General features: G+C 59.3%; 6 protein-coding genes. 4 read left to right on the top strand and 2 right to left on the bottom strand.

Features of this window, described 5'->3' with window-relative positions:
• Nucleotides 1–604 precede the first annotated feature (604 nt).
• Nucleotides 605–1,258: a glutathione S-transferase family protein gene (locus WCA53_RS06225; RefSeq protein WP_423906980.1), complete on the bottom strand. Its 654-nt coding sequence runs from the start codon at nucleotides 1,256–1,258 to the stop codon at nucleotides 605–607.
• A 246-nt stretch (nucleotides 1,259–1,504) separates the two neighbouring features.
• Between WCA53_RS06225 and WCA53_RS06220 the strand changes: the two genes are divergently transcribed.
• The gene (locus WCA53_RS06220; protein ID WP_423906978.1) at nucleotides 1,505–2,848 is read left to right on the top strand and encodes a polyhydroxyalkanoate depolymerase; all 1,344 of its coding nucleotides are present in this window, start codon (nucleotides 1,505–1,507) and stop codon (nucleotides 2,846–2,848) included.
• Between the two features lie 67 nt (nucleotides 2,849–2,915).
• Here WCA53_RS06220 and WCA53_RS06215 read toward each other — a convergent pair whose 3' ends face one another.
• The gene (locus WCA53_RS06215; protein WP_423906975.1) at nucleotides 2,916–3,365 is read right to left on the bottom strand and encodes a cupin domain-containing protein; all 450 of its coding nucleotides are present in this window, start codon (nucleotides 3,363–3,365) and stop codon (nucleotides 2,916–2,918) included.
• 233 nt (nucleotides 3,366–3,598) lie between these two features.
• Here WCA53_RS06215 and WCA53_RS06210 point away from each other — a divergent pair, with 233 nt between their 5' ends.
• The 3 genes from WCA53_RS06210 to WCA53_RS06200 all read left to right on the top strand — a co-directional run.
• Nucleotides 3,599–4,228: a helix-turn-helix transcriptional regulator gene (locus WCA53_RS06210; protein ID WP_423906972.1), complete on the top strand. Its 630-nt coding sequence runs from the start codon at nucleotides 3,599–3,601 to the stop codon at nucleotides 4,226–4,228.
• A complete protein-coding gene (locus WCA53_RS06205) occupies nucleotides 4,218–5,189 on the top strand; it encodes an ornithine cyclodeaminase family protein (RefSeq protein ID WP_423906970.1) in 972 nt (323 codons plus the stop codon). Before WCA53_RS06210 ends, WCA53_RS06205 begins: the two co-directional genes overlap by 11 nt.
• Nucleotides 5,190–5,241: 52 nt before the next feature.
• The coding region (locus WCA53_RS06200) for a threo-3-hydroxy-L-aspartate ammonia-lyase (RefSeq protein WP_423906968.1) at nucleotides 5,242–6,047 on the top strand (806 nt) is incomplete at its 3' end.

Below are 6,047 nucleotides of genomic sequence, written 5' to 3'. Positions count from 1 at the left end.
GAGGAAGGTCAGCACAATGCGCCGCGACCGGAGCAGCATGCACAGCCGCAACCGCAGCAGCATGCACAGCCGGAACAGCGTGCTCCGCAGCCGCAGCAGCATGCTCAACAGCAGCCGCAGCAGCATGAGGAGAAGCCGCAGGGCGGAGAGCATAAGGACGAGCATAAGGACTAGTAAGACAGGGACAGGTGACGAGGGGGGGGGGCGGCCCTTGCGCGCGAGCGTGACGGCCGTCCGTGTTTACGGCCGTTGAGGCGAAGCGTGTGTGTGCGGTCGGTGCTTGAGGAGGGTGTTCAAGTGCGGGTTAAATGTTTGGAGCCGCGCTACTTCGGGCCAAAAACCTGAAATGAGCGACGACGACACCTAAGAAGTGGCGGTTTAAAACGCGTTTCTTTGCTTCGTTTCTTTGCGCGTTTGCAAAGTTAGTATGAAGTCCCGCCCCGGACAGGGGCTAACAGAAATAAGCAAGAAAATCCGACTTAAGCAGAACGACCACGCTAGCAGGAGGACTCAATGCTATCCCCACACTCGCCGCGAGCAGCACCCCGCCCTAGCCCCACACTCGCCGCACCGCCGCAACCCCCAAAAGCCGCCAGCAGGCCCCTTAAAATTCCGCATCCAGTTCATCAATCTCCTCGATTTCCTGCTGCGCCCCCGCGATCCACTCCTGCATCTCCGGCAACGCGAGCACCCTCTCCCCATAAGCCACCAGCTCCGGTTCCAACTTGACGTCATACGTGACAAAACGCGTAACGACAGGCGCGAACATCGCATCGGCGGCGCTCAATTTGCCGAACAAATAAGGACCGCCATACTGGTTGAGGCACTCGAGCCAGATCGCCGTGACGCGCTCGATGTCAGTTTGCGCGCGCGCCCAGACCTTGAAGCCGGGAAAATGAGCCTTGATGTTCATTGGCAGTGCCGAGCGCAACGATACGAAGCCCGAATGCATCTCGCCGCAGATCGAACGGCAATGTGCACGCGTGCGGCGGTCGGCCGGAAGCAAACCAGCCTTTGGACGCACTTCGTTCAAATACTCGGCAATGGCGAGCGTGTCCCACACATTGATTCCATCGTGCGAAAGACAAGGCACCAGAATCGACGGCGAGAGCAGCAGGAGCTCAGCGCGGGCGCGAGGATCATCGACGGGCATGACATGCTCGTCGAAGGGCAAGCCGCTGAACTTGGTGAGAAGCCAGCCGCGCAGCGACCATGAAGAATAGTTCTTGCTGCTAATGGTCAGAGTGGCATTCGTCATTAGAAACTCCTCGCTGAATACGCTGAATAACAGGCGCTCACGCGCAACGCACAGCGCCCGTTCGTGCACGCGAGGGTGCAGTGACGCACCAAATGACGGCACAAGGGGCGGCTGCATGGGAACGCTGCAAGGCCCGTGCCATTCGTCGCATCGCGCTCCAAGCACCGGTGCTTGCCTAGTGCGCACATTGGCACACCTATTGCGTTAGTCGGTCATCCTTCCTGATACGCACTCGTGCGAAAGGCGATGAATCCATTCGCATACTCCCACTTCCAGGCACTGGCAGACTTCACGCTACCTTTGCGTCACGGCGCAGCAATGGTCAATCATTCGCTCGACGCGTGGCCCGCGATCGCCAGCACGCCTCACGGCCGGTCGCTTCGCGCACTTTGCGAACTTGTGGGCCTGTCGGGACTCACGCATACGCGCCCGCCGTTCGGTATTGACACGGTGGACATGGAAGGCAAGCGCGTGAGTGTTGTCGAGGAGGTGACTGCGTCCACACCGTTCGGCTCGTTGGTCCACTTCGCTAAACAAGGGGCCCCGGCGCAGCCACGCGTGCTCGTTATCGCCCCAATGTCCGGCCACTTCGCCACGCTGCTTCGCGGCACCGTGCGCACCATGCTGCCCCACCATGATGTCTATATCACCGACTGGCACAATCCCCGCGACGTCTCGCTGATGGACGGCCGGTTCGGTTTCGATGAATACGTGCAGCACGTCATCGACTTTATCGAGGCCCTGGGCCCGAACACCCACTTGCTCGCCGTGTGCCAGCCGACCGTTGCTGCACTTGCAGCCGTCGCGCTGATGGCCGCCGAGGATCATGCTTTGCAGCCCGCGAGCATGACCTTGATGGCGGGGCCCATCGACACTCGGATCAACCCGACCAAAGTGAATGTACTCGCGAAGAGCAAGCCTTTTGAATGGTTCGAAAGCAATTTGATCAGCGCCGTGCCGTGGGGTTTTACGGGTGCTTGCAGACGTGTATATCCCGGGCACATGCAATTGATGGCCTTCATGGCGATGAATCCCCAGCGGCACCTCGACGCGTTCGAGGACATGCGTTTCCAATGCGAGAAGGGCGATCCTGAAAAGGGCGAAGCGATCCGGGTGTTTTACGAAGAATACTTTGCAACGATGGACCTCACCGCGGAGTTCTATCTGGAAACCATCGATACCGTATTCCAGCGGCATGCGTTGCCACGCCATGAACTCGAAGTGCGCGGACGCAGGATCAACCCGTCAGCGATTCGCCGGACCGCCTTGCTGACCGTTGAAGGCGAGCGCGACGACATCTGTGCAGTGGGGCAGACGCTGGCGGCGCAAGACCTATGCGACAAATTGCGGCCGTACATGAAGACGCATCACGTGCAAACGGGTGTCGGGCACTACGGAGTGTTCAACGGCAAGCGCTGGGAGCGGCATATTTATCCGCGAGTCCGCGCAATGATCTACGACAATCAGCCGCGCGAGGCGGTCTTCAATGCGCGTTCCCAGTTGGCGCGCTCACTGCAACCCCTCACGCGAGCGGTGGCCGTGCCGGTGGCGCCAGCACCAACGCAAGCGCCGCGAAGCACGGCCTCGTGAGCCTCCGCTGAAGTCCGCGAAGTCTCCTGAGGCTTCCTGAAGCCGCATGGCGTGCGTGGCTAGCGCCTCACGCCGTCGGCTTCGTCGTCCATGAAGACGTGAAGGCTGGAACTTCGCGTGGGCCGACCGCGTCGATGCTGGTGAAGTTGGCCGGCCCCACCACTTCCAGGTACTCCATGTCCTCGGAATAATCGAAGAGGTAATGGACGATGCCCGGCGCCTGATGGACGCAATCGCCCGCAGCCACCAAGGTCTCCTCGTCGCCATACATGAAGCGCGCCCAACCCTTCAACATGTACACAATGTGAAACTCGGCCTCATGCCGGTGCCAGCCGGTGCCTTTCTCTGGTGCAGCATTCGCCTTGACGAGCTGGGCGATGACCTTGCCGCCGGTCGCCGCAGCAACCCCCAGATCACGATATAAAAAGAAATCGCGCAATCCCTGATCTTCGAAAGCGGTGTCTTGGGGGCGAACATGCGAAAACCGGGTCGTGAGTTCGAACGTTTCGGATGACATGGGAGCGCTCCATAAGGACGACAAGGCGGGGGTGAGTGAATGGCGGCTTTTAATCAAGCATCAAGCGTTCCATGCGCGCTCGCTATGACACGTTTCCGTCCCTAATTTCATGGCGTTTTTGATTGCACTGAACGGTGCGGCGCTTGCGCGGCCGAGCGCCGAATAGTAGGGCCTGTGTAGCCGCCGACGGACCCAATATTGATATAATTTCCAATTATAGATATTATGTCTAGATGGCGAATCCATCCAAAGAACAGCGGGTCCTGGTCGAGCAACTGAAGCAGGTAGCGAAAGGCCTTGCAGAGACTTTTGCGCCATTCTGCGAGGTGGTGGTTCATGATCTGCTACACACCGAGCACGCGATTGTGGCGATCCACAACAACCTGTCAGGCCGGGAAGAAGGCGACCCCGCAACAGAGTTGGGTCTTGCACGATTGGCGGACGAAACGTATCCGCAAGTCATCGCGAACTATGCAAACCAGTTCGCTGACGGACGGCAAGTGAAAAGCACGTCAATCGGTATTAAGGACTCCAACGGCCACTATGTCGCGGCACTCTGCATGAACGTCGATCTAACACTTTTCGGCACGTTGAAAAACATGCTAGGTCAGTTCGTCAGTACCGATGACACGGCCGGTGTGAAGGAGCTTCTCGATCCGCCCGGCGCAGATGGAATCAGGCAGCGCATCGACCAATTCGCCGCCCGGCTGGCGACCACGCCGCGAGCGTTGAAAGTGGCAGACCGGCGCGCACTAATGAACGAACTTCAGGAGTCAGGCAGCATGGAAGTGCGCCGGGCGATGGAGATAGTCGCGCTCCATTTGGGCGTATCACGAGCTACGGTGTACAACGATGCCAAATGACGCGCGTTTGCTACTTCTCGATAAAGACGTTGTCGAGTCCTTATTGCTTCCCGACGATGTCCTCGATGCGGTACGTGAAGCATTCGTCCTACATAGCCGACGTGAGGGACGTGTCTTCCCACTGGTCCGGGAGTCGCTTGCCGCAGGCGGGATATTCGGCATCAAATCGGGCGATGTACCGACTCAAAACCTGCTCGGCTTCAAAGCCGCAGGATTCTGGCCCGGCAACCGACAGCTCGGCGGCGAGCCTCACCAGGCCACCATCATTTTGATTGACCCCGCGACTGGACGTCCAATTTGCATTGTCGACGGGAACGCAGTAACGACAATGCGCACAGGCGCCGCAGGCGGTTTGGGCCTGCAGCAACTTGCCCGCCCGGATAGTTCCAGTGTCGGTTTGTTTGGTACGGGCGTGCAAGCCCGGGTGCAGTTGAGCTACGCGCTCCGGCTCATGCCAACGCTGAAAAAAGTCCGCTACGTGAGCGCGACGGGACAGCCGAATTTGAGTTTTGAGGCGCATTTTTCCGCTCGTTACGACATCGCGCTGGCGCTCGATCGCAATGCCATGGTCGCGGAAAGTGACGTGGTGATCACCGCCACGCCGGGCGCCGGAGCGCTATTCGATCTGGGGGCGGTGCGACCCGGAACGCATCTGAACTGCGTGGGTGCGGATACCAACGGAAAACGCGAACTCCCCGATGGCCTCTTGCAACGCGTTCATCTTTTCGTCGATGATCGGGCGCAGGCGAGCCAGATCGGCGAGACGCAATGGGCACCCAATACACCGTGCGTAGAGCTCGGCGATCTGTTGACCAAGGATGCTCAATTCAATCGCGGGCGCGATGACATCACTGTTTTCGACATGACGGGTCTCGCGCTTCAAGACCTGACCGTCGCCCGCATGCTCTATAACTGCGCGTGCGAATCAGGTCTTGGCAATGCGCTCGCGTGGCCGTGGTAACCGGCCCGGACCCACGCGTCGTCCGACGCACCCAACTATTGATGGATAAGACATGCTGAATCTTCCGACTTACATGGACGTTGTCGCCGCTTCAGAGCGAATCGAGGGCAAGGCGAACAAGACCCCTGTCTTGACTTCGCGTACGGCCAACGGCGAGATGGGGGCGCAAGTTTTCTTCAAGTGCGAAAACTTCCAGCGCATGGGTGCATTCAAGTTCCGCGGAGCGATGAACGCATTGTCGAAATTCGACGAGCGCCAGCGCGCCGGCGGCGTGGTTGCCTTCTCTTCCGGAAATCACGCCCAGGCCATCGCGCTGTCGGCAAAACTGCTTGGCATTCCTGCGACCATTGTCATGCCACTGGATGCGCCCGCATCCAAAGTCGCGGCAACCAAGGGCTATGGCGGGAACGTCGTGACCTACGACCGCTATACAGAAGATCGCGAAGAGATCGGCCGGAAGCTCGCTGACGAGCACGGAATGACGCTGATTCCGCCGTACGACCATCCCGACGTCATCGCGGGACAAGGCACGGCCGCTAAGGAGTTAATCGAAGAAGTCGGGGTCCTCGATGCATTGTTTGTCTGTCTTGGCGGCGGTGGATTGCTGTCAGGGTCAGCGCTCGCGGCGCGCGCACTTGCGCCGGACTGCAAGATCTATGGCGTCGAACCGGAAGCGGGTAATGACGGCCAGCAGTCGTTCAGAGCGGGATCGATCGTTCATATCGAGACGCCGAAGACGATCGCAGACGGCGCTCAAACCCAGCACTTGGGCCAATACACGTTCCCGATCATCCAGCGAGACGTCGATGACATCCTCACCGCCACTGACGATCAATTGATCGCCTGCATGCGCTTCTT

Origin of the sequence: Caballeronia sp., from assembly GCF_049581465.1 — a bacterium.
GTDB lineage: Bacteria > Pseudomonadota > Gammaproteobacteria > Burkholderiales > Burkholderiaceae > Caballeronia.
This window is presented reverse-complemented; position numbering and strand designations above follow the sequence as displayed.